Annotated in this window: 3 protein-coding genes; all 3 read right to left on the minus strand. The window is 64.7% G+C overall.

Annotation, left to right across the window (positions count from 1 at the left end):
* Nucleotides 1–545: hypothetical protein (locus MLGJGCBP_RS19480; RefSeq protein WP_236581211.1), on the minus strand; the 545-nt coding region annotated here is incomplete at its 3' end.
* Between the two features lie 209 nt (nucleotides 546–754).
* Entirely contained in the window at nucleotides 755–1,135 is a 381-nt protein-coding gene (locus tag MLGJGCBP_RS19485; protein WP_160097630.1) for a hypothetical protein, read from the minus strand.
* Nucleotides 1,136–1,161: 26 nt separating this feature from the next.
* A partial coding sequence (locus MLGJGCBP_RS19490; RefSeq protein WP_201453129.1) for a C40 family peptidase occupies nucleotides 1,162–1,617 on the minus strand: 456 nt, incomplete at its 5' end.

A 1,617-nucleotide genomic window follows, 5' to 3' on the forward strand; every position in this document is an offset into this window, starting at 1 on the left:
TAGACCGCCAACGTGGATTCATCGAGAACGGCCCCGCTGGGCGCGGTGGCGGTCTGGGTCACCGCGACCACTCGCGAGACCTTCGCCGGTGCGTCGGCAGGGTGATCGTCGCTGGTTACTGCGGCGCGGGCCGTCACCACGGCGTTCTCGCTCGCCCACCGATCCCACTGCCTGCCTGTGATCGGTGCGAGCACGGTGAACGCGGGCTTGTTCTCGGCGTAGAACCGTTCATCGAGCAGCGGCGCTGCCCGCTCCGCTCCCGCGGCCTGGCTCGGGTCCGTCGCCGGCGTGTAACTGAACAGGGCCTGCGCAGCAGCAACCATCACCGACTCCGGATCATTCTGATCGACCGCGGCGAAGCGGTCCGGCAGTGCCGGTGGAGGTGGGGTCGTCAACACGCTCGTCGGCCCACCGGAATCCATCGGTTCGTGGCCGTGATCGTGATCAGCACCGTCGGAGCCGCCGCACCCGGCAACCGCTGTCATCACCACCAGTGCCGCGGTGACCAATCCGACTCGACTACGTGTCCGGACCTTCGTTGTCATCGCACTTCCGATCTCTCATATCGATTCACGGCCAACGGCTTTCGGTCCACACTACCTATGGGGTACGACAAGAAATGTTCGAAAGACTGCGTGCCCGAATCGGATTCGCCAATCTCCATGCGGCCGGGAAGCCCGTCATCGCAGAGCAAGGACAGAGGCAACTGCTGCGACGAATCTCGGACCGTTGCCAGTCTCGGTAACAGTTCTCATCACAACGTTCCTTTCGGATCACTCGTCGTCGCGGCCGCGGTGGGGACCCAATTCGGGTGCGTGGTGTGGGACCGGCTCCAGAGGAGAGCGGCGGCGAAGGTCGCCGCCAGGGATTCGGCGTCTGTTTCGCAGAGAGCACGAGCTTCGTCGGCTTCCCACGGGTGTCCGTAGCGGTCGAGTATGTCGAGGGGAGTGCGGACTGCGGTGCTGGTGAGCCAGCTGTCCCGAAGCTGTTCCGCTGAGTGTCTGCTGCGGAACGGATTCACCCTCTTGATGTTCGCGTGGTGCTCACTCAAGACCGCGGCGCGGTGTATCAGGCACGCAAGGCGTTCCCCGCGCACGTCGACGAGAGCTGCGGTGTCGGTATCGGTGTTGTGCATGTCGATCTCCTTGCCGGTGGGCATGGTTACGGCCTTTCTTCAGGTGGGATTTCGCCGAATCGGCGGACGTACATTTCTTCGCCGGCCCAGTTGGAGAGGGGTTGGATGGAGACGACGTCGCCGGATTGGGGTGCGTTCAGGAGCATGTCTTGACCGTTTTGCTGGCCGTGGTAGATGCCGACGTGGTGGGTGTTTCCGCCTGCGCCGAAGAAGATCAGGTCACCGGGCTGCTTCTGGTCGAGCGGAATGTCCTGCCCCCGGGGGTCGTAGAGCTGTCCCGGATTGGAGTGGTCGCCGGTGAAGTGCGGCAACGTGATCTGGCCGCCCGATGCCTGGTAGACGGCGTAAAGGGTCAGGCCGGAGCAGTCGAAGCCGGTCTTGTTCGGGTCACCGTGCGCGTCGCCGGCACCGCCGCCGTCGCTGATGCCGTGGGTGGGTCCGTTGACGTCGCCGCCGCCCCAGGCGTACTCGGTGCCGAGCCA

Source organism: Rhodococcus sp. T7 (genome assembly GCF_009872365.1).
In the GTDB taxonomy this organism is placed as follows: Bacteria; Actinomycetota; Actinomycetes; order Mycobacteriales; family Mycobacteriaceae; genus Rhodococcus_F.